The organism is Streptomyces sp. rh34 (assembly GCF_002551245.1).
GTDB lineage: Bacteria > Actinomycetota > Actinomycetes > Streptomycetales > Streptomycetaceae > Streptomyces.
In genome coordinates, this window is the sequence record NZ_NTGZ01000099.1 from 1 (window position 1) to 25225 (window position 25225).

A 25225-nucleotide genomic window follows, 5' to 3' on the forward strand; every position below is an offset into this window, starting at 1 on the left:
GCGGCCGGGGGCGCGGAGGCGGGCCGGTCCACCGCCGCCCACCAGGCGGCCGGATCGGCCTTGCCGCGTCCCGAGAAGCGGTACAGCGAACCGCCCTGAGGATTGTGCCCGGACAGGGAGAGCTCCAGGGCCCCGGGCGTCAGCGGTTCGCGCAGCCGTATGCTCGCCCGGACGGAGAAGGAGGCCTCCTCCAGGATGCTCTCCACCTCGATGGAGCGGGAGGGCCGCCACTCGCGCAGGACCGTCGCCCCCGACAACGGGACAGCGCCCGGGGCATCGTCCGTCCCGGCGCCGTCCGGTGTACTTCCGTATCGCGCCCCCGGCCGCAGGTGACGTCCCTTCACCAGCCGGACGCCGTCCACGGCCCGTCCGTCGGCCAGCAGGATCGCCCCGCCCTCGCCCTCCCGGGAGGCGTCGAGGAGGTCCAGCAGCGCCCTGGTGGCCTCCTCGAACCAGTCACGGTCCAGGGCCCCGACGGTGACCGTGTGCTCGAAGCGTGCCATGAGCGCGGCCCGTGCTCAGGCGCTCATGGAGCGGGCCTGGTTGAGCTGGCCCATGACCGCGGGGAAGGTGTACGGGCCCATGGCCGGGATCATCGTGGAGTGGTGCCGGCCGCCGCTGGTCACCGTGACCTGGATGAAGCCGGTGGTCCGCTTCTCCTTCATCAGCAGGAACAGCAGACCGATCAGGCAGAACAGGGCGAAGATGATCGCCAGCACGACCGCGTGCGTCGGGATCTTCTCCTCCGTCCGCGACATGTCCGTGGCGGTCCAGACCGCGCCCTTGAGCGGCATCGACCCGGACGGCGTGACGATCGCGTCGCTCATCACGGTGATGTCGCCGATCGACAGCACCGGGACGCCGCCCTGGCCGGGCGCTCCCTGCGGCACCGGGAAGAACTGGCCGGGCATCGTCGGCTGACCGTGCTGGGGGTACCCGTAACCGGGGCCGGGCTGGGCCGCGGAATCCGGCAGCGGCTGCGGATAGCCGTAGGCGGGCGGGGCGCCCGGCGCCGGGTAGCCGTACCCCTGGCCGTCGGCGACGGTGGGCTGGTGGCCCGGCTGCTGGGGAGGGCCCCACTTGTACGCGTCGTCCGCGTACGGATTCGGCTCGCTCACGACGATCCCCGTTCTCTTTCGGTCTTAAGCTCGCTGAACCGTACCGCCCGTCCGGCCCGGGCGCAGCAACAGGCCCCGCCCCCGCGGGGTCAAGGCTGCGGGGGCGGGGCCTGTCGGCAACGGGTGCTACGGGAGGGTCAGAAGCGACGCGTGATGAGCGCGCGCTTCACCTCCTGGATCGCCTTGGTGACCTCGATGCCACGCGGGCAGGCGTCCGTGCAGTTGAACGTGGTGCGGCAACGCCACACGCCGTCACGGTCGTTGAGGATCTCCAGGCGCTGCTCGCCGGCCTCGTCGCGCGAGTCGAAGATGAAGCGGTGCGCGTTGACGATCGCCGCCGGGCCGAAGTACTGGCCGTCGTTCCAGAACACCGGGCACGAGGACGTGCACGCGGCGCACAGGATGCACTTGGTGGTGTCGTCGAACCGCTCGCGGTCCTCGGCGGACTGCAGGCGCTCGCGGGTCGGCTCGTTCCCCTTGGTGACGAGGAAGGGCATGACGTCGCGGTACGCCTGGAAGAACGGGTCCATGTCGACCACGAGGTCCTTGAGGACCGTGAGGCCCTTGATGGCCTCCACCATGATCGGCTTGTCCGGGTTGATGTCCTTGATCAGCGTCTTGCAGGCGAGCCTGTTCTTGCCGTTGATCCGCATCGCGTCGGAGCCGCAGATGCCGTGCGCGCAGGAACGGCGGAACGTCAGGGTTCCGTCGAGCTCCCACTTGATCTTGTGAAGGGCGTCGAGGACACGCTCCTTCGGGTCGATCTCGATCTGGAAGTCCTGCCACTGGACCTCGTCGGAGACCTCCGGGTTGAAACGGCGGATCCGGAACGTGGCGGTGATGAACGGGGAGTCGGCGAAGCCGGCCTCGGGCTTCGCGGTCCCGTCGGTCTTGTCCAGGGTCGGGGTAGCCATCAGTACTTACGCTCCATCGGCTGGTAGCGGGTCGTCACGACCGGCTTGTAGTCGAGCCGGATCGACTCGGCGCCGTCGGCGGCCACCTCGCGGTACGCCATGGTGTGGCGCATGAAGTTGACGTCGTCGCGGTTCGGGAAGTCCTCGCGGTAGTGACCGCCGCGGGACTCCTTGCGGGCGAGCGCGGAGACCGCCATGACCTCGGCCAGGTCGAGCAGGTTGCCCAGCTCGATGGCCTCCAGCAGGTCGGTGTTGAACCGCTTGCCCTTGTCCTGGATGGACACGTTGAGGTACCGCTCGCGCAGCTCGGCGATCTTGTCGACCGCCGTCTTGATCGTCTGCTCGGTGCGGAACACCATCACGTTGGCGTCCATGCACTCCTGGAGCTCCAGGCGCAGGGTCGCGACGCGCTCGGTGCCGGTGGAGCTCCGCAGCCGCTCGACCTGGTCGGCGACCAGCTGGGCGGGGTTCTCGGGCAGCTCGACGAAGTCGGTCTTCGTCGCGTACTCGGCGGCGGCGATGCCCGAGCGCTTTCCGAAGACGTTGATGTCGAGCAGCGAGTTGGTGCCCAGGCGGTTGGCGCCGTGCACCGACACGCAGGCGACCTCGCCGGCGGCGTACAGGCCCGGGACGACGGTGGTGTTGTCGGCCAGCACCTCGCCCTCGACGTTGGTCGGGATGCCGCCCATGGCGTAGTGCGCGGTCGGCTGGATCGGGATCGGGTCCGTGTAGGGCTCGATGCCGAGGTACGTCCGCGCGAACTCGGTGATGTCCGGGAGCTTGGCGTCCAGCTGCTCCGGCGGCAGGTGCGTCAGGTCCAGGTACACGTGGTCGCCGGCCGGACCGCAGCCGCGGCCCTCACGGATCTCCGTGTAGATGGAGCGCGAGACGACGTCACGGGACGCGAGGTCCTTCATGACCGGCGCGTACTTCTCCATGAAGCGCTCGCCGTCCTTGTTGCGGAGGATGCCGCCCTCACCGCGGGCGCCCTCCGTCAGCAGGATGCCCATGCGCCAGATGCCCGTCGGGTGGAACTGGAAGAACTCCATGTCCTCCAGGGGCAGGCCGCGCCGGTAGCAGGCGGCCTGGCCGTCACCGGTCAGGGTGTGGGCGTTCGACGTCACCTTGAAGAACTTGCCGGTGCCGCCGGAGGCGTAGATGACCGACTTCGCGTGGAAGACGTGGATCTCGCCGGTCGCCAGCTCGTACGCGACGACGCCGGAGGACTTCTTGACCCCGTCGACCTCGGTGATCAGCTGGTCCAGGACGTAGAACTCGTTGAAGAACTCCACGCCCTCCTTGACGCAGTTCTGGTACAGCGTCTGGAGGATCATGTGACCGGTGCGGTCCGCGGCGTAGCAGGACCGGCGGACCGGGGCCTCACCGTGGCTGCGGGTGTGACCGCCGAAGCGGCGCTGGTCGATGCGGCCCTCGGGCGTCCGGTTGAACGGCAGGCCCATCTTCTCCAGGTCGAGGACGGCGTCGATGGCCTCCTTCGCCAGGATCTCGGCGGCGTCCTGGTCGACCAGGTAGTCGCCGCCCTTGACCGTGTCGAAGGTGTGCCACTCCCAGTTGTCCTCCTCCACGTTGGCGAGCGCGGCGGCCATGCCGCCCTGCGCCGCGCCCGTGTGGGAGCGGGTGGGGTAGAGCTTCGTCAGCACGGCGGTACGGCTGCGCTTGGTCGACTCGATGGCCGCGCGCATGCCGGCGCCGCCGGCGCCGACGATGACGGTGTCGTACTTGTGGATCTGCATGGTTTCCTCTGGTCCCTCTGTCCCGGCGCCTAGCGGATGTTCGGGTCGAAGGTGAAGATCACCAGCGTGCCCAGCAGGACGGTGAACACCGTGGCGGTGTACAGGAGCATCTTCAGCCAGAAGCGGGTGTTGTCCCGTTCGGCGTAGTCGTTGATGACCGTACGGAGGCCGTTGGCGCCGTGGAGCATGGCGAGCCACAGCATCGTCAGGTCCCAGACCTGCCAGAACGGCGAGGCCCAGCGGCCCGCCACGAAGGCGAAGCCGATCTTGGAGACGCCGCCGTCGAGCACCAGCTGGATCAGCAGGTGGCCGATGACGAGGACGGTCAGGAGGATGCCCGACAGGCGCATGAAGAGCCAGGCGTACATCTCGAAGTTGGTGCGCGAAGCCTTGGGTGTCTTGCCCGTGCGCTTGCGCGGGGGCTCGATCACCGGGGCCGGGTGGTCGACGTCGTAGAGGCTCACGCCTTCGACGTCGCCGATCGCGGCTGCGGAAGAAGTCTCGCTGGACATGGGCCTCAGCTCCCGAAGACGTCGCGTACGGCGTGACCGAGGACGGGGTACAGGGCCCCGACCATCAGCACGATCCAGATGCCCACCACGGTCCAGAGCATCTGCTTCTGGAGTCGCGGGCCCTTGGCCCAGAAGTCCACGGCGATGATCCGGAGACCGTTCAGCGCGTGGAAGAGAATCGCGGCCACGAGGCCGTATTCGAGGAGCGCGACGATCGGCGTCTTGTACGTGGCCACGACTTCGTCGTAGGCCTCGGGGGAGACGCGGACGAGAGCGGTGTCCAGGACATGTACGAACAGGAAGAAGAAAATGAGGACACCGGTGACTCGATGAGCCACCCAGGACCACATGCCTTCCCGGCCGCGGTACAGCGTTCCAGCCGGCACGGAAGAACCCTCCGGGAGCGGGGATTGGGGTCGGCCGGCTTGACTGTCGGTCTGACCCGGCCGGGTACGGTCCACCGGCCCCGGCCATCGTAGCGACGCATTGTCGGTTCGTTCGCGCCGGGGCCTCTGGTGTGATCAAAGTGGCAATCAAACAGGCACGTACGGGCTAGAGCGCCCCTTACCGCCGGGGGTCCGCCGTCACCAGCTCGACGATCCTGCTCCGGGCGAGTCGCCGCAGTTCCTCGGCGGTCACGGCCCGCTCCTCGTCCGGGTCGTGCGCCAGCCGGACCCGGATCCCGGCCAGCACCTGGTCCACGTGCTGGGAGGGCCCGAAGGAGTCCAGGCAGATCACGAAGGCGTGGCCGAACCGGCTCTCGTACGCCGCGTGCGCGGCCCGCAGCGCAAGATGGGCGGCGCGGGGAGCGTCGTGGTGCAGGCAGGGGGCCGGCTCCGCGGCCAGGGCCTCCGCGATGTCCCGGGGCGCGAGGTCGTAGCCCGCCTCGTCGGACGCGGCCAGTAGAGCGCCGAGATCGGGGTAGGGGCGGTGGGCGGCCATCCGGTGGGCCCAGCGGAGACTGCCGCAGCACTCCAGGAAGGCCGCCTCGGCGGCGGCGAAGGGCAGGTTGTTGAAATGGGCCAGGCCGACGGCATGATCAACCGGCGGCGCGCCGGTGGGCGGTGCTCCCGGGCCGTCGGCCGGAACCGGGGGGTGCGGCTGCACGGGCACGGCCGAGTGGCCGGCCGGGGGCGCGGATCGCTTCGGCAGGCCGGCGGGGGACTCGCTGGACCTGGACAGCGTGGACTCCTCGTATCAACGACAGCTATGACTCCGTGGCTCCGAAAGGAACCCTCTGCCCCTGGAAGACAGACCAGGGCGCACCGAGGTTGCCCGGCGTGGGAGTGAGTTCCGCGGAGGCGGGAGTGGAGGGGGGCGGGAGTGAAGGGAGAGACGAATGTGCCGCAACGCTAGCGAGATCGGTCGACGGCCGTCCGGCGGACCGCGGAAGAATCACCCGAACGGGAGAGTTTCGGAACGTGTGATGGACGTCTGACCTGCACCGACCGGGGTTCTGTTCGATCCCCCGGAGTCCTCGGTGGGCGAGGCCCCGGCAAAAATGCCAACCTTGCACCCTATTCACTCGTTTCACCCACCCTTGCCCCCTCAACGGAGGAATCTGCCCGATGTCGCCCACGCGTGGTGCCCTCGTCACCGGCGCGGCTGTCACGGCCGCGGCCGCCGTCGCCCTCACCGTCGTCGTCTGGCCGGAGGGGTCCGGCAGCGGATCGTCCGGCGACACGGCGTCGCCCTCCGGCACCTCCGCCGAGGCCGCCGCCCCGTCGCCCTCCCGCAGCTACCCGATGTCCAGCACACCGAGCACGATCCCCGCGGTGCGCGAGCACACCCCGGCCCGGGGGCCCGGCTGGCAGCCGGGCAAGGACAGCACCGTCGTCATCGCCCAGGGCAGCCAGGTGCTCGCCGACGAGGCGGAGCTGCTCGCCAAGGAGCTGAAGATCCGCTACCGGGGCGCCGAGCCGGCGCGGACGGGAGACGTCGAGCTGGCGCTCGGCGACAAGGACGCGGGCCCCACCGAGTCGTACACGCTCACCGTGCGCGACCGGAAGGTGAAGATCACCGCACCCGACGAGTCGGGCGTCTTCTACGGCACCCGCACGCTGAAGCAGTCGCTCAAGGCGGACAGCACGGTCCCCGAGGGCGTCGTCAACGACCGGCCGGACCGGCCGCAGCGCGGACTCAACCTCGACATCGCGCGCAAGCACTACAGCGCGGAGTGGATAGAGGACCGCATACGCGAGATGGGCGACCTCAAGCTCAACCAGCTAGGCCTGCACTTCTCCGACGACCAGGCCTTCCGGATCGAGTCGAAGTCGCACCCCGAGGTGGTCTCCGACGAGGCCCTCACCCAGGACGAGGTCCGCCGCATCGTCTCCCTCGCCAACAGCCGGCACATCGAGGTCGTCCCCGAGATCGACTCGCCCGGACACCTCGGCGCGGTGCTGGCCGCCCACCCCGACCTCCAGCTGCGCAACACCGCGGGCGTCGAGTCGAAGGGGTCCATCGACATCTCCGAACCGGGCGCGGCCAAGCTCATCGACGAACTCCTCGACGAGTACACCGAGCTGTTCCCGGGGCGGTACTGGCACCTCGGCGCGGATGAGTACCAGGCGCTGACGGTCCAGAACCCGGCCGCCTCCTACCCGCAGCTCCAGCGCGCGGCGGAGGAGAAGCACGGCGCCGGAGCCACGATCGAGGACCTGGCCACCGGCTGGCTGAACGACCGCGCGGCCGTCGTCGTCCCGAAGGGCCGGACGGCCAAGGCCTGGAACGACGGGCTCTTCCGGGACACGAAGGTCAAGGCCGACGAGAACATCGAGATCGAGTACTGGACCGGCAAGGAGATCGGCGCCCGCCCGCCGCTGGAGTACCTCGCCGCCGGCTACAAGATGCTGAACCTCAACGACGAGTTCCTCTACTACGTACTCGGCGAGCCCAACGAGTTCGTCTACCCGACCGGCGAGCGGATCTACGAGCAGTGGACCCCGCTGGTCATGCGCGGCACCGAACCGGTGGCGGAGCGCTACTCGCCGCAGATCCTCGGCGGCCGGTTCGCCGTCTGGGGCGACCTGCCGAACGCGCAGACCACCCAGCAGGTGGCGGACGGCATCAGGATGCCGCTGGTGGCGACCTCGCAGAAGCTGTGGGATCCCCGGAAACCCTCGCTGAGCTGGGCGCGGTTCCAGGAACTGGCGAAGCGGACCGGCAGCGCGGGCTGAGGCCGGGGGCGTCTCCCGGCGGCGTGTGAGCCCGTGGACAGCGGCGCTGTCCACGGGCTACGGTCCGCCGACCGCTCGGCTCCTGGGGAGGGACGTGAGGTCACACGCCGACACCGCGTCCTGTGGGGGGACTCTTCATGCTCTGCATCCGTTGCCGCATCAGAACGGCCGTGACCTACGACGACCTGTGCACCTTCTGCTCGGGCACCCGGCCCCCGCTGCCGGGCGGCCCGACGGCCCCGGCCCCAACCGCCCCTGTACCCGGCTCCGGCTCCGGAGACTGGAGTGTCGCCCCCTGGCCGCGTTCGCCGGTCGGCCTGTCCCGCGCGGTGATCGCCCTGCTGGGCTGCGTCATCGCGAGCGACCTGTTCGTCATCGGAGCCGGTCTGCACCTGCGCGGCCTGTGGGAGGAGTTGGCGGCTGACGAGTCCCTGGACATCTACGCCGGCCCCGGCCTGCGGGCGCAGGAGCTGTACGACCTGGCCGGGACGGTCCAGACGGCGGCGTTCGTGGCCACCGGCGTCCTCTTCATCATCTGGTTCCACCGGACCCGCCGGAACGCCGAGGTCTTCGAGTCCGGCGTGCAGAGGATGGGACCGGGCTGGGCGGTGGGCGGCTGGTTCGTCCCGGTCGCCAACCTCTGGTTCCCCTACCGCGTCGCGAGCGGCATCTGGGAGGCGAGTGTCCGGCTCCACCCCGACGGCGGTTGGCGCACGGTTCCGAAGACGGTGCTGAACCTGTGGTGGGGTGGCTGGATCGTCTCCGTCCTCGCCTCCCGGATCGCCGTGAGCCGGTGGAACCGGGCCCAGGAGCCGGAACAGATCTCCGACGCGGCGGCCCTGGTCGCGGCCGCCGACGCGCTGGACCTCGTGGCCGCGGTGCTCGCCATCGTCTTCGTACGCGCGGTGACCCGGATGCAGGTGGAGCGCGCCGGCATCCGGCAGGCGGCGATCGCCCCGGAGCGGGTGGCCCCGGAGTCAACCGCCCCGCAGTGACGATTTTCAGCCATTCGGCGCAGTACCCGGTAGACCGAGGGAGACGCCGATGAGTCTGCTGGAAGTGATCGAACGAGCCGACGAGCGCGCACTGGCCGCCGGGGCGCTGGCCTGCCTGGACCGGTGTCTGCCGCTGCTCGCGGGGGCCGGGGCGGAGCCCCTGCGCCCGCTCTGGGCGAGCTGCGAGAACGGGCGGGATTGGGCCATCCGGCTCGCGGCGGTGCGGACGGGGATGGAGCACACGTCCGTCACCGACGGCCCGGCCGCGCTCGTGCGGACCATGCTCGCCGCCGCCCCCTCCGAGTTCGCCGCCGTACCGCTGCGGGAGTGGGCGGACGCCTGTTCGCTCGTCGCGCTCCGGATCCACGGGCGGCTCGACGCCCCGGCCGGAGAGCCGACTCCGGACGAGGAACAGGTGCTCAAGGCGGCCCGCGGCGGTGAACCGGCCGCCGTGGGGCCGCTGGCCGCCGGGGAGCTGGAACGGCAGGTCCGCATCCTGGAGATCCTCGCGGAGACCACCGGCACGGCCGGCAGCGGCGCCGGACTCCGCAAGGCACTGGACCTGTCCACGGAGGGCCGTCGCGTCCTGCGCGCGGTGATGTCACGGCGGGCCCGCGGCCGGGGCTGACGAGCGGCGCCTCGCGACGACCCTCCCGAGCCCGCCCCCTCCCCGGACCCGGCAGGGGGCGGTGCCGCGTGCGCCGTTCAGCGCTTCCGCTCCCCGGTCACGGGCGGCGGTGTCCCGTTGTCGTCGTGTCCGGCGGCCGTGCGGCGCGCGCCCGCCCGCGCCGGGGCCTGCCGTCGAAGCCGGGCGGGCGATCGCGGACCGGCCGGGGTGGCGCTCTGCCGCGTCCTCCCGGTGAAAGAACACCGGCCGCGTGCCGAACGGCCGTGCCGCGGGCCGGTCGTCCGCGTCAGACCGGCGTCAAGGCTCTCCCGGTATTCGTATGGACCCCGTCAAGGTGGCTTATCGCCCTGATGAAGTCGAGGTTTGCTCGTATCGGCCAAACGGCCGATTCCATTCCTCACGTCAATCAGGAGCTCGCGATGGCCGATCTGGCCTTCGTCGTCACCACGATCGCGGTATTCGCGCTGGTGGCCCTCATCGCCCGGGGGGTGACCAAGCTGTGACCGCCGAAAACATCGTCGGCCTCGTCGTGGCCGTGTCCCTGCTCGGCTATCTCGTCCTGGCTCTCCTTTACCCGGAGAGGTTCTGAGTACGGAAATGAGCCCCCAGGTCGCTGGTCTGCTCCAGCTCACAGCCCTGATCGCCGCCCTCGCCCTCGCATACCGCCCGCTGGGCGATTACATGGCCAGGGTCTATTCCGCCGAGAAGAACTACCGGCCGGAGAAATGGATATACAAAGCCATCGGCGCCAATCCGGCCGCCGAGATGCGCTGGCCCGCCTATCTGCGCGGCGTGCTCGCCTTCTCGGCGGTGAGCGTCGTCCTCCTGTACCTGATGCAACGGGTGCAGGGCTCGCTGCCCGGTTCGCTGGGCTTCTCCTCGATCGACCCGGACCAGGCGTTCAACACCGCCGCGTCCTTCGTCGCCAACACCAACTGGCAGTCGTACTCCGGCGAACAGGCCATGGGCCACGTCGTACAGACCGGCGGTCTGGCGGTGCAGAACTTCCTGTCCGCGGCGGTCGGCATGGCCGTGGCGGTGGCGCTCGTACGCGGCTTCGCCCGGTCGCGTACGGGTGAACTCGGCAACTTCTGGGCCGACCTGGTGCGTGGGACCGTCCGCATCCTGGTCCCGGTCTCGGTGATCGGCGCGATCGTCCTGGTCGCCTGCGGGGCGATCCAGAACTTCTCCGGCATCCACCAGGTCGGCCAGTTCATGGGCGGTACGCAGGAGTGGAACGGCGGCGCGGTCGCCTCCCAGGAGGCCATCAAGGAGCTCGGCACCAACGGCGGCGGCTACTTCAACGCCAACGCCTCCCACCCCTTCGAGAACCCCAACCCCCTGTCGAACCTGTTCGAGATCTTCCTCATCCTGCTGATCCCGTTCGCGCTGACGCGGACCTTCGGCCGGATGGTCGGATCGCTGAAGCAGGGGTACGCGATCCTCGGCGCGATGACCGTCATCTGGATCGGCTTCACGGCGCTGATGATGTGGACCGAATTCGCCCACCGCGGGCCCGCGTTCGAGATCGCGGGCGGCGCGATGGAGGGCAAGGAGACCCGCTTCGGGATCGCCGGCTCGTCGATCTTCGCGGTCGCCACGACGCTGACCTCGACCGGCGCGGTGAACTCCTTCCACTCCTCGTACACCGGCTTCGGCGGCGGCATCACCCTGCTCGGCATGCAGCTCGGCGAGATCGCTCCCGGCGGTGTCGGCTCCGGCCTCTACGGCATGCTGATCATGGCGGTCATCGCGGTGTTCATCGCCGGGCTGATGGTCGGACGCACCCCGGAGTACCTCGGCAAGAAGATCGGCACCCGCCAGATCAAGCTCGCGGCCTGCTACATCCTCATCACCCCGGCCCTCGTACTCGGCTTCACCGCCGTCGCGATGGCCCTGCCGACCCCCGCCGACTCGATGACCAACACGGGCGCGCACGGCTTCTCCGAGATCCTGTACGCCTACACCTCCGGCGCCAACAACAACGGCTCCGCCTTCGCCGGGCTCAACGCCGACACCCCGTGGTTCAACACGACCATCGGCATCGCGATGCTGCTCGGCCGGTTCCTGCCGATGGTGTTCGTCCTGGCCCTGGCCGGCTCGCTCGCCGGGCAGAAGCCGGTGCCCGAGACCGCGGGCACGCTGCGCACCGACAAGCCCCTCTACGCGGGGCTGCTCGTCGGCACGATTCTCATCATCACCGGACTCACCTACTTCCCGGCCCTGGCGCTGGGCCCGCTCGCCGAAGGGCTCGCCTCATGAGCACCGTCACGCCCACCCCCGCCCCCACGCGCGCTCCGCACGGAGACATACCGCCGGCCGATGGCCACGGGGCCGCCAACCGGGTCGGCGGCGGGCTGTTCGACCCCCGGCAGCTGCTGAAGTCGTTCCCGGACGCACTGCGCAAGCTCGATCCGCGCGTGATGGTCAAGTCGCCGGTGATGTTCGTCGTGCTGGTCGGTTCGGTGGTCACCACCGTGCTGGCGCTCACCGACCCGACCGACTGGTTCGGCTGGGCGATCACCGGCTGGCTCTGGCTGACCACCGTCTTCGCCAACCTCGCCGAGGCGGTCGCCGAAGGCCGGGGCAAGGCCCAGGCCGACACCCTCCGCAAGGCCAAGACCGGCACCGTCGCCCGCCGGGTCATCGGACCGAACGAGGAGAGAGTCGCGGGGACGGACCTGCGCATCGGGGACCTGGTGGTCTGCGAGGCCGGCGACATCATCCCCGGGGACGGCGACGTCGTGGAAGGCGTCGCCTCCGTCGATGAGTCCGCGATCACCGGCGAGTCCGCCCCGGTCATCCGGGAGTCCGGCGGCGACCGCTCGGCCGTCACCGGCGGTACGAAGGTGCTGTCCGACCGCGTCGTCATCAGGATCACGACGAAGCCCGGCGAGACCTTCATCGACCGCATGATCAACCTGGTGGAGGGCGCCTCCCGGCAGAAGACGCCCAACGAGATCGCCCTGAACATCCTGCTGGCGTCCCTCACGGTCGTCTTCCTGCTGGCCGTGGTCACCCTGAAGCCCTTCGCGGTCTACGCGGGCGCGGACGACCAGACGTCGCTGATCGTGCTCGCCGCGCTGCTGGTGTGCCTGATCCCCACCACGATCGGGGCGCTGCTGTCCGCGATCGGCATCGCGGGCATGGACCGCCTGGTGCAGCGCAACGTCCTGGCCATGTCGGGGCGCGCGGTCGAGGCCGCGGGCGATGTGTCCACCCTGCTCCTCGACAAGACCGGGACCATCACCCTGGGCAACCGGCAGGCAGCCGAGTTCCTCGCGGTCGAGGGCGTCACCGAGGGCGCGCTCGCGGACGCCGCACAGCTCTCCTCGCTCGCCGACGAGACCCCGGAGGGCCGGTCGATCGTCGTGCTCGCCAAGGAGAAGTACGGGCTGCGGGAGCGGACCCAGGGGGAGCTGACGGGCGCCGCGTGGGTGGAGTTCACCGCGCAGACCCGGATGTCGGGCGTCGACCTGGACGGACGGAAGGTCCGCAAGGGCGCCACCGGCTCCGTCGTCGCCTGGGTGAAGGAGCGTAACGGCGCCGTCTCCGAGGACGCGCAGGCGCTCACCGACCGGATCTCCCAGGCCGGCGGCACGCCGCTGCTGGTCGCCGTCCAGGACGCGGACGGCGCTCGGGTCCTCGGGGTCGTCCACCTCAAGGACGTGGTGAAGGAGGGGATGCGGGAGCGGTTCGACGAGCTGCGCCGGATGGGCATCCGTACGGTCATGATCACGGGCGACAACCCGCTGACCGCGAAGGCGATCGCCGAGGAGGCCGGGGTCGACGACTTCCTGGCCGAGGCGACGCCCGAGGACAAGATGGCCCTCATCAAGCGGGAACAGGCCGGGGGCAAGCTCGTCGCGATGACCGGCGACGGCACCAACGACGCGCCCGCCCTGGCCCAGGCCGACGTCGGCGTCGCGATGAACACCGGAACCTCGGCCGCCAAGGAGGCCGGGAACATGGTGGACCTCGACTCCAACCCCACCAAACTCATCGAGATCGTCGAGATCGGCAAGCAACTCCTCATCACCCGGGGCGCGTTGACGACCTTCTCCATCGCCAACGACGTCGCGAAGTACTTCGCGATCATCCCCGCCATGTTCGCCGTGGCGTACCCGTCGCTGGACAGGCTCAACGTCATGGGACTCGCCTCACCCGAGTCCGCGATCCTGTCCGCGGTCATCTTCAACGCCCTGGTCATCGTCGCGCTGGTGCCCCTCGCCCTCAAGGGCGTGCGCTACCGGCCCGCCGGCGCCGACCGGATGCTGCGGCGCAACCTGGCCGTCTACGGACTCGGCGGCATCGTCGCCCCGTTCATCGGCATCAAGATCATCGACCTGCTCCTCTCCCTCCTTCCCGGAATCGGCTGATCCGCCATGACCAACAACTCCGTCAGCAGCACCGCGCGCGTGCTCGGGGCCGGACTGCGAGCCCTTCTCGTCCTCACCCTGGTGTGCGGGGTCCTCTACCCGCTCGCCGTCACCGGAGTCGCCCAGGCCCTGTTCCCCGACCGGGCCAACGGCTCCGAGATCAAGGACGGGAGCGGGCAGGTCGTCGGCTCCTCCCTCATCGGCCAGCGGTACGACCTCCCGCTGAAGGACGGCGAGGAGTCGCCCGCCCCGGACCTGAAGTGGTTCCAGCCGCGGCCCTCCAACGGCCTCGGCAGCAACAGCGTCAACACGCAGTACTCCCTGCTTCTCTCCGGCGCCACCAACCGCTCCGGCGACAACGAGGAACTGATCAGGTGGGTGACCGAAGCCAAGGCGGCCGTGGTCGAGGACAACTCCACCCCCACGTACCGGGTGCATCCCGCGGACGTGCCGCCCGACGCCGTCACCTCGTCGGCCTCCGGCCTGGACCCGGACATCTCACCCGCGTACGCCGAACTCCAGGTCCACCGGGTCGCCGGGAAGAACGACCTCGACGTCAAGCAGGTCGAGGACCTCGTCGCCGACCACACCACCGGCCGGCTGCTCGGCTTCATGGGCGAGCCCCGGGTGAACGTCCTCGAACTGAACACGGCGCTCAGGGACCTGACCCGGGGCTGACGCGCCGCCGGGGGCCCCGCTGGTGCGTGCGGGTTGGTGGTCGGGTGATGTGGGTAGGCGCCGCCAGGTCCGGGTTTCGTCGCGCAACGGCCTCGGAGACGGTCGGCGCGCCATGGGGGAGGTCTCGTTGTTCGACCTGATCATCAGGGTGACCGGCATAGCTGTCGGCCTGTGCACCGTGCTGCTCGCCCGCAGGAACCAGCGGGCAGAGGCGGAAATCACCGCTCGTGGGCAGGCCGGCGAGCTGAACCGACTGCAGGCGGGTGAGGCCCTGCTGCGGCTGCTGCGCAGGTCACGGGCCGTGGGAGTCTTCGTCACCACGGCCCTTGCCGGCCTGCTCACGGCCGTGCTGATCCGGGCCGTCGTGACGGGCGATGCGGGCGCCATGACGATGTACTACCTGGCCTTGTTGTCCCTGCTCCTGGTGTGGACGGGCATCGGCCACAGCCGGGCCACCGTGCGGATCACCCGAACCGAGGCGGAGGTCTCCGTCCTCACACGAGCCGCCGGGCGCCGGCTGCCGCCGGATCCAGCCGAGTAGGTGTCGGCGTGCGTCCGCCGGCATGCGCCGGCGCGGCGAGGCGCCCTTCGAACGTGTCGCTGCCGCCGAGCGGGGGATGGGATGAGCGCGGACCAGATCGTTGCGTTGGCAGGAGCCGTCGTCGTGGGCATGGCCGTCGTGGCCATAGGGCTGATCCTCCTCCGCGGCTCCAGGACTCACACCTCGAAAGACGCGAGGGTGTTGACCGGTACGGCCCTTCCGCCCGCTGCCCCTGTCCGCCGAGGGCCGTGTACCGGCTGCGGACACACCGAGTCGGAGCACGTGAACGGAACGGGGCGTTGTCGGCACGAATACGGGGACGCACGGTGGGGGAACGACAGTTACGGCAGCGATTGGCAGCACTGGTCCACGCCGGAGTTCTGCGATTGCCCAGGTTTCGGGACCGGGAACACCGCCGCCTGAGGCGGCCCGCTGGAGCGACGACCGGGGCCGCCACCCCCGGCCGCACCCAGTCGAAATAGCCCTCTGACCTGCAAGTTTGCCGTCTAGGTTCCCGATCCTGGGTTCAGGCTGTCTCGGCCTTGTTCCAGGTGCTTCTGTCTGTTCCTGGGCGCTGTTGGTCACGCGTTGGTCATGCGATGCGCCCAGCTCGTCCGGCGTCCGGGCAGGCTGTTCACGCACGCACGGACGTCAGCCGCTGGCGTGCGTACGAGCGCAGGTCTCGAACGGCGGTTTCACCCTTGTGGGGTTCAAGCGACTCCCGCAGGGTGCTCCGCACCAGGTCGAGACAGCGTGAAGCACCTGTTCCCAGAGCGGTGTCCAGTGCTGTTCGCGTGTCTGCCACGGCAGCGTCGACGTCATGGCTGGCGAGCGCTGCGTGGGCACGGTAGGTGAGCATGATGGCGCGGGTCCTCTCCCGTTCGGGAACCAGTAGTCCCAGGCCCTCTTCCAGCGCGGCGGTGGCTCGCCGTGGGTCTTCCAGGTCCAGCCAGCAGCGCCCCGCGTCAACGGCGAGGTCGGCGGATGACATCCAGGACACCCACGGGGGTGCGGATGGTGTTCTGCCACGCTCAAGTTGGAGTTCGGCGTCGTTGAGTGCCCGGGCGGTGCCTGCATCGTCCTGGAGGACCGCGAGAGCGCGAGCCCGGCGTACATCCAGCAGGGAGCGGGCTGTCGCGTGGCGGGTTCGGGTACGGGCGAGGGCGAGGATCTCGACCGCCTCACCGGGGTGACCGAGCCAAGTGGCGGAGTAGGCGAGGTCGGAGAGGACTCCGGCTCCGAGGTCGCGGTCGTCGGCGCTGTGGGCCGAGTGCAGCGCGGTGCGCCAGTGGCGTTGGGCCGAGGCATGACGGCCTTGGTCGAAGTGGAGCCAGGCGGCGCTCTGGGCTGCCTGTGCCAGGACGGTACGCAGGCGGCGGCCGGTGGGTTCGTCGTAGCGGGCTGTGCCGAGCAGGTTGATGGTGACACGCATGGCCGCGCCGAGGAGATCAGCACACTCCTGAGGGGACGTGTTCGCCAGGCCGGGGAGACGTTCGACGCTGCTCTCCAGCCAGGTGAGCAGGCTTTCGTCGACGCGGCGCCCGCCCAGAGCTCCGGCCAGGCGTTCGGGTTCGACGCGAGCCCATTCGGTTGCCATTCCGACTAAGGATCCGGCGGCGAGGACGAGGAAGGTGCGGCGGTCAGGCTGGTCGAGATCCACCAATAACTCCGTGTGGGCGGCGCGGACGCCGGCCGGGCTGAAGGGGAATGGGCGATCGTAGGCGGGGAGCCACCAGGGCCATGGCACGGTCCGCAATCGGGCGGAATCGATGCCCAGGACGTCGGCCAGCAGCTCTTGATAGAGGTCGCTGGGGGCGCCTACCCGCCTGTGCTCCCACCGATAGATGCGACTGCGGTCGGCAGCGATGCGGAGACCGCGGCGTTGCGCCGCCAGATTCAGGTGGCGGGCGAGCCTTTCCATGCTCCACCCGCGTTGTTGGCGCACGTAAGTCAGGGGATGTCGTACCGCTTCAGTCGTCATGCACACCCCCCGACTCTGGTGTCTGTACGGCACCGTAGCGACCTGATTCACAGAGCGGGCCCACATCGGGGATACAGACTCCAACGGTGTGTGCGGCCCACGGCGGAGGCAGCTCGGCGAGATTCCGAGCATCTCGCGACGGTCTGCGGACATCGCCTCTCTGCGTGATGTGCCTGGCCGCCACTCTTCCGGGAGGCGTGCATGAAACACGTACTCGTCACTGGAGGTGCGGGCTTCATCGGCTCGCACTTCGTCAAACGAATCATCCAGGCCAAGGACGTCGCTCGCGTGACCGTCCTCGACGCCCTCACCTATGCCGGTCACATCGAAAACCTGGGCATGGCGTTCCTGTCAGACAAGCTCCGGTTCGTCCATGGTGACATCCGAGACGCAACTGCCGTCGACAACTTGATGGCGTCCGGTCCCACAGCAGTGGTGCATTTCGCGGCCGAGTCCCACGTCGATCGCTCCTATGACGCGGCCGACGGGTTTCTCTCCACGAATGTTCTCGGTACCCGGGTGCTTGTGGACGCGGCTCACCGCCACGGCATCGCCAAATTCGTCCACGTCTCGACCGACGAGGTCTACGGCCCGCAACTGGAGGGGGCCGCGACCGAGGATTCGCCGTTGTGCCCCTCGGTCCCGTACGCGGTGTCGAAGGCGGCCGCCGACCTGGTAGCCCTGGGTGCTCACCAGACCCTTGGGCTCCCGCTGTGTGTAACTCGCAGTAGCAACAACTACGGGCCCTACCAGTACCCGGAAAAGATCATCCCGCTCTTCGTGACCCGGCTCTTGCGAGGAGCGCCCGTCACTCTCCACGACCGGGGGCAGCACGTACGTAACTGGCTGCACGTAGAAGACAACTGTGCCGGGATCGAAGCGGTGCTGCGTGGTGGGGAGCCGGGGGAGATCTACAACCTCGGTGGAGGCACTGACCTGTCCAGCAAGGAGCTGACCGGCCACTTGCTGAACATCTGCGGCGCGACGTGGGACGCAGTCACGTACATCCCCGACCGACCGTCGAACGACGTCCGCTACTCGATCGACTGGTCCAAGGCCCGCAACAAACTCGGATACCGGCCGACTCACTGCCTGAAGGACGGGCTGGCTGAAACCGCCGAGTGGTACCGCCGCAACCCCGACCGGTGGGCCCCGCTCGCGAGCGGTGTTCTCTGGCGCACCTCTTTGCCGGCCTCCCGCCCTGCGCCCGCACTTCTGGAGGACTACCGTGTCCGCTGACCAGATCGCACCGCGCCGGATCCTGGTCACCGGCACCGGAGCCAACCCAGGCTTCGGGCTGGCCCGAAGCCTTACCCGTCTCGGCCACCGAGTCATCGCCGCCGACGCCAACCCTCTCGCCCCAGGGTTCCTTCTCCCGCAAGTCGTGCCCCAGGTCATTCCGTCGGCTGACGACCAGGACTACCGAGCCCGCATGACCGGGCTGTGCCGGGCGCTGGCGGTACACGCGGTGGTACCCGCTGTCGAGAACGATCTTCCGCCGCTGTTGCGCATGAGTTCTCGGCTGGAGGAGATCGGCGTGCGGATGTGGCTGCCCGAACCCGCATCGGTACACGCATGCATCGACAAGGCAGCCTTTCATCGCGTGCTCACCGAGCACGGAGTGCCTACGCCTCGGTCTTGGTGGGGCGACACCCTCGACCTGGTCCCCGAGAACACGCGGCTGGTGGTCAAGCCCCGGCGCGGCCACGGTGCCCAGCACGTCCACTTCGTCGAGAAGAAGGAGCACGCCCTGCTGCTGAGCGAGGTGGTCCCTGATGCCTTGGTGCAGGAGCGGGTGTACGGAACCGAGTTCACGGCGGACTGCCTGGTGGACCGCACGGGCCGAGCGTCGGCGATCCTACGTCGCCGGGACTTGGTGAAGGCCGGGCTCGCCGCGGTCTCCACCACCTTCCGCGACACCGCCGTGCTCGATCTCGTGCTGGCCGCCCTACGTGCTGTACGCGCCGAGGGCCTGTGCTGCGTGCAGGGCTTCGTCCAGGACGACGGCCAGGTCACCATCACCGAACTGAACGTCCGGATCGCCGGAGGCTTCCCGCTGACCGAGGCGGCCGGAGCCGATCTCGTCGGCCAGATGGTCAACGGGCTGTTCGGCCTCCCGGTCGACCATGACCGCCTGACCTACCGGACAGGGGTGTTCCTGACCAACTACGTCGAGACGTTGGCCGTCGGTGAGACGACCGATCTGAAGCGCATCGCCATGAACGGGGTAACCACATGAGCCTGACCATCCCCGACGCCCGGCGCAACGCGTCCCCGTACCTCTACGGACGAGAAGCAGCGTCTGTCGCCCGAGTCCTGGAGGCCGGCCAGTACGGACACACTGACCTCACCGCCGAATTCGAGAGCCGGATCGCCGCGTACCTCGGCGTACCCGACGTGGTGGCCGTCAGTTCCGGTACCGCTGCCCTGCACAGCGCCCTGCTGGCCACAGGCATCGGCCTTGGTGACGAGGTGATCGTGCCGTCCATGACGTTCTGCGCCACTGTGCAGGCCATCCGGGCTGTAGGAGCCGCCCCGCGGTTCATCGACGTAGACCCGGCGACGTTGTGCGTCACCCCGCAACTCGTCATGGCCGCAGTCACCGATGACACGGCCGCCGTGCTGCCGGTGCTCTTCGGTGGCCGGGCCGTCGACCTCAGTTCTCTTCGTGAGGATCTGGCGGAGAGGGGCATCGTGGTTATCGAGGACGCCGCCCATGCCTTCGGCTCTCACTGCGGACCCCAGCACGTCGGCGCCGACGACACGGCCCTGACGTGCTTTTCCTTCGGGCCTGTCAAGAATCTGACCTGTGGCCAAGGCGGGGCCGTCATCCCTCGTACGCCCGAGGAGGCCGCCGCTGTCCGCCGACTCCGCATGCTGGGCGTCACGCAGTCCCAGAGCGAGCGCGCTGAGACCACCGGCTACCAGGTGGAAGGCTTCGGCTTGCGGTATCAGCTCTCGTCCATCAACGCCGCCATCGGGCTGGCGCAGCTCGACCATTTCGACACCGCCGTGCGCTCCCGGCGGCACTTGTGGCGCACCTACAGTGATGCCCTGGACGCGCTGGAGGGGGTGACGCTCGTCGACGTCGACCTCGACCACACGGTGCCGCACCTTTGTCAGGTCCGCGTACCGCACCGGGACCACGTATTCGCTCACCTACGGGCCAGGAACATCGGCGTCGGCGTTCATTACCCGCCCAACCACCTTCAGCCCGCCTTCGCACGCTGGAGGCGCGACCTGGCCGCTACAGAGCGGGTCAGCCGGGAAATCCTGAGCCTGCCCTTCCACCAACACCTCACCGAGGCAGATGTCGACCGAGTGGTGACCGCCCTCCGGCACGCGCTCAAGGCCACAGGCGGCCCGTGATGTCGAATCTGCTTGTCGTGTGTCTGGGGTACTACTGCCGTAGCCCCTTCGCTCAGCTTGCTCTCGCTGGACGGGGTGGACCGCGTCTGGCCGTCCGCTCAGCCGGGCTGATCGGCAAGTGGCAGGATCAGCCCGCCCATTCCGCCATGATCAACGCCGTCCGGCGGCTGGGCTACGACCTCACCGCCCACCGTGCTCAGCAGATCAGCCTGGACATGCTGGATTGGGCGGACACGGTGCTCGCCATGGACGCCTCCGTTCTCGCTACCCTCCGGGCCGTCTGCGGCCCGGAGAACGAGAACAAGCTGCGCCTCTACCTTGGCGACCGGGACGTGCCCGACCCGATGGGTCAGGACGATGCTGCGTTCCACGAGTGCGCTGTGCTCATTGAAGTCGGCACCGTGCTCCATATCGGAAGACGGATCACGTAGACCACTGCCGACCGCGCTATTACTGGGATGCTGCGGACAGGATCACGTCCACGAGCCTGTCCGCAGCGTCCGGGCGACCGTGCGCCCTGGCCGCTGCGGCCATCGTGGCCCGGCGCTCCGGATCGTCGAGGAGGGGGCCGACCGCCTCGCGCAGGTGCCCGCCGGTGACCTCGCCGAGGAGCGCGACCGCCGCCCCGGACTCCTCCAGGTGGCGGGCGTTGTGGGCCTGTTCGTTCCCGGCTGCCGTCGCGAGCGGGATGAATACGGCGGGCTTGCCCAGGGCGGTCAGCTCGGCCAGGGTGCCCGCGCCGCTACGGGAGATTACGAGATCTGCCATGGCCAGGACGTCCGGCAGCTCCGGCCCGACGAACGGGGTGAGGTGGTACCGGGCGGCGAGGGCGGCAGGCAGCCCTGCGGCGCGAGCGGACAGCGCCTGCTGGTGGGCGGGGCCGCACTGGTGCACAACGTTGGCGCGTTCCAGCAGCCACGGCAGTTCGCCGCCGACCACGTCGTTGATCTGCTGCGAGCCCTGCGCGCCTCCGGTGACGTACACCGTCGGAAGGCGCCGGTCGAAGGTGTGGAGGCCGAGGGCAGTCACTGCTTTGTCCGGGTGGCCGGTCAGGATCTCCGGTCGTACGGGGTTGCCGGTGACCACCGCCGCCGACCGGACGCTCTCCGGCAGGAGCGGCAGGGTCGACTCCGAGGACACGGCGATCCGCGCGGCGGAACCGGCGAGCTTCCGGTTGGCGAGGCCGAGGCGGACGGTCTGTTCGTGCAGGACCAGCGGGACTCGGCACATCCTGGCGGCGAGCCCGGCCGGCACGGCGACGTAACCTCCCGTGGCGAGCACGACGTCCGGCCGGAAGGCCGAGACCGCGCTGCGCGCCTGAGCGACCCCGAGCGGGACGCGTGCCATGTCCCGGACGTTGGCCGGCGACACCATCTTCAGCGGGTTCGCGTGACGCCGGATCTTGCCCGTGGCGACGGTGGTGAAGGGGATGCCCTCCGCGCTGGTCACTCGGGCTTCCAGGCCCTCTGCCGTGCCGATCCACAGAACATCGAGGGTGCGGCCGGAAGCGGCCAGTCGCGCCTGCAAGGTGCGGATCGCGGTGAGAGCGGGGTACGTGTGACCGCCGGTGCCGCCTCCCGTCACGATCAGGCGGAAGACGGTCGTCTGCTGAGGCGCGATGTTCACGCTGGGCACTCTAATGGCTGCTGTCCGCTGATCGTTCGCGATCGTCTTGGCGACGGAGGCGCGTGGGTTGCCGTGGGTTGCGCCTTCGAGCGCGCTCTTCGCGTCGGTGGCCTGCGGGGCCGAATGGAAGGTGCCAGGAGCTTGTCCTGAGCTCACGCGGCGACTGAGCTCCGGTGGTTCGGGTGAGCGCTGGAAAGTGCTGGTCACTGGGGTATCCGGCGTCCGAGAACGCGCCCGCCCAGAAGAATTCACTGGCGCGTTGGTCACGCCGTTGGTCACGGAGGGGGTAGGCGGCCCACAAAGCGCCAGGTCAAGGGGCCACATGCTGGAGCGACGACCGGGGCCGCCACCCCCCACAGGAGAGGCCCCGGCCGTCTTCCACGGGGTCGCAGCACGACCCCGTACTCATCTCAGCGCCATGACTGCGTTTTCTGTCACACCGTCGGTCGGCCGACGAATTGTTGTGGGTTGTACAAGTCATGGACGTGGCCCCCGCCGAGCACGTAGCGTGCTGCTTCGCGCAGGGTTGCGCAGCAGTTGACCAGCTGCGATGGAGAACGGCAGAGCGGGTTGAGGGAGTGCTGGGGGACGACGCGGAGCTGACTGCCGCGGTGCTCGCGGCACAGGACGGGGACGAGGACGCCTTCCGTGCTGTGTACCGCGCGGTGCAGCCACGGTTGTTGGGCTACATACGGACGCTTGTCGGGGAGCCGGACGCCGAGGACGTGGCGTCCGAGGCGTGGCTGCAGATAGCGCGCGACCTCGACCGCTTCAGCGGTGACGCCGACCGGTTCCGGGGCTGGGCCGCCCGGATCGCGCGCAACCGCTCGCTCGACCACCTGCGGATGCGCAGCCGCCGCCCCGCGATCGGCGGTGACGAGACCGAGCTGGCCGCGCGTGCCGCCGAGTCCGACACCGCGGGCGACGCCATCGAGGCGCTGGACACCGACCGCACCATGTCCCTCATCGCCCAGCTGCCGCAGGACCAGGCCGAGGCCGTCGTGCTCCGGGTGGTCGTCGGGCTCGACGCGAAGAGTGCGGCGCGGACCCTGGGCAAGCGGCCCGGGGCCGTACGCACCGCCGCCCACCGCGGCCTCAAGCGACTGGCCGAGCTCCTCGGCGCGGAGCAGCCCGGGACGAACCGGGCCGACGGCGGGTCCCCCGCGGACGGCGCCTCCACGGACGACGCCCCGGACCCGGCGCAGGGCGCCGACGACGGCGCGGGCCCGGAGGCGGGCGGTGGTGCCGGACTCGGCGCCGTGCCCGCGCAACGCCCCGGGCGGGGCGGTCCGGCGGCGCCTGCCGGGGTCACTCCCGGTGTGACGCATTCGCGACCGTGGACGCAGAAGGACATGTGATGGCCGACGAGCACTACGAGTGGCTTGACAAGGACGCGGCGGAGAGATTGCTCCGCGGCGAACCGGTCGTCCCCGTCGGCGACGAGGCCCGCACCGATGCCCTCCGGCTCGCCGAAGCGCTCGGCGCGGCGCGTGAGGGGCTGCGGCCGTCGGCAGGTGAACTCCCCGGCGAGGACGCGGTCCTCGCCGCGTTCCGGCAGGCCGGCCACGGCAACGGCGTGGACCGGCTCGCCGGTGCCGCAGCGGGCCGTTCCGGCCCGCTGCGCGCCGTCCACATCGGTTCCCCTCCCGACACCCCGGCCCGCCGCCCGCGCTGGAATCGGCCGGTCCGCTTCGGGCTGGTCGCCTCGCTCGCGGGTTGCGCGCTCGGTGGGGTGGCGGTGGCCGCCGGTACCGGCGTGTTCGCCGGAACCTTCGGCGGACAGGGCTCGCCCACGCCGGCCAGCTCCGTATCGGCCGCCGTGACCCCCGGGCCGCTGGTCTCCGACGGGCGCGCCGATGACCCGTCGTCCCCGGCGGACCCGTCCTCGCCCGGCGAGTCGGAGGAGCCCTCCTCGCCCGCCGCCCGGGAGTCCGACGGGCCCGAGAAGCCCGACGGCGCGCGAACCGACGACGCCGGCACGGAGCCCGGTGAGGCCCGTCCGGGCAGCCCGGACCAGCCGGGCGGCGGCGGCCGCGAGGAAGCGGCCGGGGGCGGTGACGGCCAGGGCGAACAGCCCGGTGGCTCCGGCGACGACACGGGGTCCGGGAACTGGTACGAGCAGTCCGTCAAGGCCTGCAAGGCCTTCCGCGACGGCACCCTGGACGACCGGAGTCGACGGCAGCTGATCCAGTTCGCGAAGGGCGAGAGGAACCTGGAGCGCTTCTGCGACCGCCTCCTCGGCGAAAGCGGCGGAAGCGGCGGAAGCGGTGGAAGCGGCGGGACCGGTGGGAGCGGCGGCTCCGGTGGTCCCGGTGGCGGCGGCGGGGACGACGACGGCGACGACGGTCAGAACGGGCCGGGCGACGGCGGCGGCTCGCTGCCGCCCGTCTCCTTCCACCCCGTACCGCGCTCCGCCATGGCCCCGGAGACGGGGGCCGGGACGGACGCCGATGCCCCGCCGCTCCCGCAGAGCACCGGCACGGCCTCCGTAATCACCCGCTGACCTGCGGTTCCGGGTTTCCGCGCGAGCGGCCCTGGGACCTGTCGTCACCCTCCCTCGCAGGGCCACCCCTCGGGGGCGGACGGAAGTTCGAGGACGGGGCCCGGCGGCCAGGTGTGACGCTTTCCGGAGGTGGGGCGCAGTACAGAGTGAGCCGACTGGTCATCGGCCGCGCAACGAGCCGGGGTTCCCCCCGTACCTTCGGCTCAGCGCATCGGCGCGGGCGGGACACGTTCCCCCGGTCCCGCCCGCGCCCTCTCCTCCCTCGTACCGGCCGTACGCCGGATCACCGGTACCGGATCACCAGTAGACGACGACCTTGTCGCCGTTCTTCACCTGGTCGAACAGCGCCGAGACCTTCTTCTTGTCCCGTACGTTGACGCAGCCGTGCGAGGCGCCCCCGTAACCGTTGGCCGCGAAGTCGGCGGAGTAGTGCACCGCCTGGCCACCGCTGAAGAACAGGGCGTACGGCATCGGGGTGTCGTAGAGCGTCGACACATGGTCCCGGGACTTCCAGAACACCTCGAACACGCCCTCGCGGGTAGGCGTGTACTCCGATCCGAAGCGCACGTCCATCGCGGAGACGACCTTGCCGTCGTTCATCCACGCCAGGGTGCGGCTCTTCTTGCTGATGCACAGGACCCGGCCCGTCAGGCACCGCTTGTCCGGCGCGGCCACCGGCCGCTCGGTCGGCGGGGCCAGCTCGGTGGCCGTCGGCACCCGGGTCATGGCCAGCAGCCGCTGCCAGGTGACCGCGTCGGTGCTTCCGGTGACCGGCAGCCGCCGCTTGGCCTGAAAGGACCGTACGGCGTCGGCGGTGACGGAGCCGTAGTAGCCGGTGGGATTGCGCCCGAAGTGGCCGATCTGGCGCAGCCGGGCCTGGAGTTCCCGCACCCGGTCGCTCTCGGACCCCGTACGCATCAGGACGCGCGGGGGCGGTGCGGTGCTCGGCTCCGGAGCCGGCCGGGCCGTCGTCGGGGCCGGGGCCGGGGCGGCGGTGGACGCCGACGGGCTGGGTCTGTCTCTTATACACATCTCTGAGCGGGCTGGC

At 70.0% G+C, this 25225-nt stretch carries 24 protein-coding genes and 1 pseudogene; 15 read left to right on the forward strand and 10 right to left on the reverse strand.

Annotated elements, in window-relative coordinates:
* The 7 genes and pseudogenes from CR470_RS19325 to CR470_RS19355 form a co-directional block, all read right to left on the reverse strand.
* Positions 1 to 503, reverse strand: a pseudogene (locus CR470_RS19325) (hypothetical protein); the annotation flags it as partial.
* A gap of 15 nt (positions 504 to 518) precedes the next feature.
* Positions 519 to 1118 (reverse strand): hypothetical protein, encoded by a 600-nt coding sequence (locus CR470_RS19330; protein WP_097868833.1) that lies wholly within the window; start codon positions 1116 to 1118, stop codon positions 519 to 521.
* 137 nt (positions 1119 to 1255) lie between these two features.
* Positions 1256 to 2032 carry a succinate dehydrogenase iron-sulfur subunit gene (locus CR470_RS19335; RefSeq protein WP_097868834.1) on the reverse strand — a complete coding sequence of 259 codons (777 nt, stop codon included), beginning with the start codon at positions 2030 to 2032 and terminating at the stop codon, positions 1256 to 1258.
* Entirely contained in the window at positions 2032 to 3786 is a 1755-nt protein-coding gene (sdhA, locus tag CR470_RS19340) for a succinate dehydrogenase flavoprotein subunit (RefSeq protein WP_097868835.1), read from the reverse strand. Before sdhA ends, CR470_RS19335 begins: the two co-directional genes overlap by 1 nt.
* A 29-nt stretch (positions 3787 to 3815) precedes the next feature.
* Entirely contained in the window at positions 3816 to 4298 is a 483-nt protein-coding gene (locus CR470_RS19345; protein WP_097868836.1) for a succinate dehydrogenase hydrophobic membrane anchor subunit, read from the reverse strand.
* Between the two features lie 5 nt (positions 4299 to 4303).
* Complete coding sequence (gene sdhC, locus CR470_RS19350) at positions 4304 to 4684, reverse strand: succinate dehydrogenase, cytochrome b556 subunit (RefSeq protein WP_097868837.1); 381 nt, start codon at positions 4682 to 4684, stop codon at positions 4304 to 4306.
* 178 nt (positions 4685 to 4862) lie between these two features.
* Positions 4863 to 5411 carry a 2-oxo-4-hydroxy-4-carboxy-5-ureidoimidazoline decarboxylase gene (locus tag CR470_RS19355; RefSeq protein WP_097868838.1) on the reverse strand — a complete coding sequence of 183 codons (549 nt, stop codon included), beginning with the start codon at positions 5409 to 5411 and terminating at the stop codon, positions 4863 to 4865.
* Positions 5412 to 5866: 455 nt separating this feature from the next.
* On the opposite strand from CR470_RS19355, the gene CR470_RS19360 reads away from it, so the two are divergent.
* The 9 genes from CR470_RS19360 (at position 5867) to CR470_RS19395 (ending at position 14698) form a co-directional block, all read left to right on the forward strand.
* Positions 5867 to 7477 carry a family 20 glycosylhydrolase gene (locus CR470_RS19360; protein ID WP_097868839.1) on the forward strand — a complete coding sequence of 537 codons (1611 nt, stop codon included), beginning with the start codon at positions 5867 to 5869 and terminating at the stop codon, positions 7475 to 7477.
* Positions 7478 to 7614: 137 nt separating this feature from the next.
* On the forward strand, positions 7615 to 8472 hold the full coding sequence (locus tag CR470_RS19365; protein ID WP_097868852.1) for a DUF4328 domain-containing protein: 858 nt from the start codon (positions 7615 to 7617) through the stop codon (positions 8470 to 8472).
* A 49-nt stretch (positions 8473 to 8521) separates the two neighbouring features.
* The gene (locus CR470_RS19370; RefSeq protein WP_097868840.1) at positions 8522 to 9100 is read left to right on the forward strand and encodes a hypothetical protein; all 579 of its coding nucleotides are present in this window, start codon (positions 8522 to 8524) and stop codon (positions 9098 to 9100) included.
* A gap of 350 nt (positions 9101 to 9450) precedes the next feature.
* Positions 9451 to 9603, forward strand: coding sequence for a hypothetical protein (locus CR470_RS39625; protein WP_179892316.1), 153 nt, complete (start codon positions 9451 to 9453; stop codon positions 9601 to 9603).
* Positions 9600 to 9689, forward strand: a complete 90-nt coding sequence (gene kdpF / locus CR470_RS19375; RefSeq protein WP_010058599.1) for a K(+)-transporting ATPase subunit F — start codon at positions 9600 to 9602, stop codon at positions 9687 to 9689. Before CR470_RS39625 ends, kdpF begins: the two co-directional genes overlap by 4 nt.
* A gap of 8 nt (positions 9690 to 9697) precedes the next feature.
* Positions 9698 to 11362 carry a potassium-transporting ATPase subunit KdpA gene (gene kdpA / locus CR470_RS19380; protein ID WP_097868841.1) on the forward strand — a complete coding sequence of 555 codons (1665 nt, stop codon included), beginning with the start codon at positions 9698 to 9700 and terminating at the stop codon, positions 11360 to 11362.
* Entirely contained in the window at positions 11359 to 13479 is a 2121-nt protein-coding gene (kdpB, locus tag CR470_RS19385) for a potassium-transporting ATPase subunit KdpB (RefSeq protein ID WP_097868842.1), read from the forward strand. The genes kdpA and kdpB overlap by 4 nt, the downstream gene beginning before the upstream one ends.
* 6 nt (positions 13480 to 13485) lie before the next feature.
* Positions 13486 to 14157 (forward strand): potassium-transporting ATPase subunit C, encoded by a 672-nt coding sequence (locus CR470_RS19390; protein ID WP_097868843.1) that lies wholly within the window; start codon positions 13486 to 13488, stop codon positions 14155 to 14157.
* A gap of 127 nt (positions 14158 to 14284) precedes the next feature.
* Positions 14285 to 14698 (forward strand): hypothetical protein, encoded by a 414-nt coding sequence (locus tag CR470_RS19395; protein ID WP_097868853.1) that lies wholly within the window; start codon positions 14285 to 14287, stop codon positions 14696 to 14698.
* A 634-nt stretch (positions 14699 to 15332) separates the two neighbouring features.
* On the opposite strand, the gene CR470_RS19400 is transcribed toward CR470_RS19395, so the two are convergent.
* Entirely contained in the window at positions 15333 to 16295 is a 963-nt protein-coding gene (locus CR470_RS19400) for an XRE family transcriptional regulator (RefSeq protein WP_143663841.1), read from the reverse strand.
* A gap of 585 nt (positions 16296 to 16880) precedes the next feature.
* On the opposite strand from CR470_RS19400, the gene CR470_RS19405 reads away from it, so the two are divergent.
* Genes CR470_RS19405 through CR470_RS19420 form a run of 4 tightly spaced genes read left to right on the forward strand, consistent with a single transcriptional unit; the run spans position 16881 to position 20479 of the window.
* Positions 16881 to 17918, forward strand: a complete 1038-nt coding sequence (locus CR470_RS19405; RefSeq protein ID WP_097868845.1) for a dTDP-glucose 4,6-dehydratase — start codon at positions 16881 to 16883, stop codon at positions 17916 to 17918.
* On the forward strand, positions 17908 to 18918 hold the full coding sequence (locus CR470_RS19410) for an ATP-grasp domain-containing protein (RefSeq protein ID WP_257138819.1): 1011 nt from the start codon (positions 17908 to 17910) through the stop codon (positions 18916 to 18918). Before CR470_RS19405 ends, CR470_RS19410 begins: the two co-directional genes overlap by 11 nt.
* Positions 18915 to 20048: a DegT/DnrJ/EryC1/StrS family aminotransferase gene (locus CR470_RS19415; RefSeq protein ID WP_097868846.1), complete on the forward strand. Its 1134-nt coding sequence runs from the start codon at positions 18915 to 18917 to the stop codon at positions 20046 to 20048. The genes CR470_RS19410 and CR470_RS19415 overlap by 4 nt, the downstream gene beginning before the upstream one ends.
* A complete protein-coding gene (locus CR470_RS19420) occupies positions 20048 to 20479 on the forward strand; it encodes an arsenate reductase/protein-tyrosine-phosphatase family protein (protein ID WP_097868847.1) in 432 nt (143 codons plus the stop codon). Before CR470_RS19415 ends, CR470_RS19420 begins: the two co-directional genes overlap by 1 nt.
* Positions 20480 to 20498: 19 nt before the next feature.
* Here CR470_RS19420 and CR470_RS19425 read toward each other — a convergent pair whose 3' ends face one another.
* Positions 20499 to 21674, reverse strand: a complete 1176-nt coding sequence (locus CR470_RS19425; RefSeq protein ID WP_097868848.1) for a UDP-N-acetylglucosamine--N-acetylmuramyl-(pentapeptide) pyrophosphoryl-undecaprenol N-acetylglucosamine transferase — start codon at positions 21672 to 21674, stop codon at positions 20499 to 20501.
* Between the two features lie 578 nt (positions 21675 to 22252).
* On the opposite strand from CR470_RS19425, the gene CR470_RS19430 reads away from it, so the two are divergent.
* Entirely contained in the window at positions 22253 to 23032 is a 780-nt protein-coding gene (locus CR470_RS19430) for an RNA polymerase sigma factor (protein ID WP_097868849.1), read from the forward strand.
* Complete coding sequence (locus CR470_RS19435) at positions 23032 to 24177, forward strand: hypothetical protein (protein WP_097868850.1); 1146 nt, start codon at positions 23032 to 23034, stop codon at positions 24175 to 24177. Before CR470_RS19430 ends, CR470_RS19435 begins: the two co-directional genes overlap by 1 nt.
* A 297-nt stretch (positions 24178 to 24474) precedes the next feature.
* Here the strand turns inward: CR470_RS19435 and CR470_RS19440 are convergent.
* On the reverse strand, positions 24475 to 25225 hold a 751-nt coding region (locus CR470_RS19440), incomplete at its 5' end, for a L,D-transpeptidase family protein (RefSeq protein WP_257138821.1).

Coding starts and splice junctions, on each gene's coding strand:
- CR470_RS19420 (WP_097868847.1), top strand. CDS start 20,048: ATGTCGAATCTGCTTGTCGTGTGTCTGGGGTACTACTGCCGTAGCCCC.
- CR470_RS19345 (WP_097868836.1), bottom strand. CDS start 4,298: ATGTCCAGCGAGACTTCTTCCGCAGCCGCGATCGGCGACGTCGAAGGC.
- CR470_RS19335 (WP_097868834.1), bottom strand. CDS start 2,032: ATGGCTACCCCGACCCTGGACAAGACCGACGGGACCGCGAAGCCCGAG.
- kdpA (WP_097868841.1), top strand. CDS start 9,698: ATGAGCCCCCAGGTCGCTGGTCTGCTCCAGCTCACAGCCCTGATCGCC.
- CR470_RS39625 (WP_179892316.1), top strand. CDS start 9,451: ATGAAGTCGAGGTTTGCTCGTATCGGCCAAACGGCCGATTCCATTCCT.
- CR470_RS19415 (WP_097868846.1), top strand. CDS start 18,915: ATGAGCCTGACCATCCCCGACGCCCGGCGCAACGCGTCCCCGTACCTC.
- kdpB (WP_097868842.1), top strand. CDS start 11,359: ATGAGCACCGTCACGCCCACCCCCGCCCCCACGCGCGCTCCGCACGGA.
- sdhA (WP_097868835.1), bottom strand. CDS start 3,786: ATGCAGATCCACAAGTACGACACCGTCATCGTCGGCGCCGGCGGCGCC.
- CR470_RS19400 (WP_143663841.1), bottom strand. CDS start 16,295: ATGGCAACCGAATGGGCTCGCGTCGAACCCGAACGCCTGGCCGGAGCT.
- CR470_RS19390 (WP_097868843.1), top strand. CDS start 13,486: ATGACCAACAACTCCGTCAGCAGCACCGCGCGCGTGCTCGGGGCCGGA.
- CR470_RS19360 (WP_097868839.1), top strand. CDS start 5,867: ATGTCGCCCACGCGTGGTGCCCTCGTCACCGGCGCGGCTGTCACGGCC.
- CR470_RS19365 (WP_097868852.1), top strand. CDS start 7,615: ATGCTCTGCATCCGTTGCCGCATCAGAACGGCCGTGACCTACGACGAC.
- CR470_RS19435 (WP_097868850.1), top strand. CDS start 23,032: ATGGCCGACGAGCACTACGAGTGGCTTGACAAGGACGCGGCGGAGAGA.
- CR470_RS19370 (WP_097868840.1), top strand. CDS start 8,522: ATGAGTCTGCTGGAAGTGATCGAACGAGCCGACGAGCGCGCACTGGCC.
- CR470_RS19405 (WP_097868845.1), top strand. CDS start 16,881: ATGAAACACGTACTCGTCACTGGAGGTGCGGGCTTCATCGGCTCGCAC.